The following is a 262-nucleotide window of genomic DNA, read 5'->3' as shown; positions in this document are numbered from 1 at the left end:
CCCGGTGGAGCCGAACTCGCGGCCGCCGATCCTGAACGTCACATTGGACGGCCCGGTGACCGGAAGGTAGTACTTCAGGTCGATGTCCCGGGACTTGCCCGGCGCCAGGTCCTCGCAGTAGCCGAGGGTGAGGGTGAGCCGGTGGAAGTCCCCCTTGAGGCCGCCCGTGTTGGGGCCGGTGTGGCCGGGTGTGAGGCCCTTCATCTCCTTGTAGTCGTTGTCCTTGACGATCGGCGGCATCGAGGTGGGCAGGTCGAGGGAG

At 67.2% G+C, this 262-nt stretch carries 1 protein-coding gene; it reads right to left on the bottom strand.

Features of this window, described 5'->3' with window-relative positions; all coding sequences use genetic code 11:
- Positions 1-262 (bottom strand): chitinase C-terminal domain-containing protein (locus VR45_RS28965; RefSeq protein WP_045942814.1); only part of this gene is annotated, 262 nt, incomplete at both ends.

It is taken from the genome of Streptomyces sp. NRRL S-495 (assembly GCF_000966955.1).
GTDB lineage: Bacteria > Actinomycetota > Actinomycetes > Streptomycetales > Streptomycetaceae > Kitasatospora > Kitasatospora purpeofusca.
The sequence above is the reverse complement of the archived record's forward strand: the minus strand, read 5'-3'. Positions and strand labels throughout refer to the sequence as shown.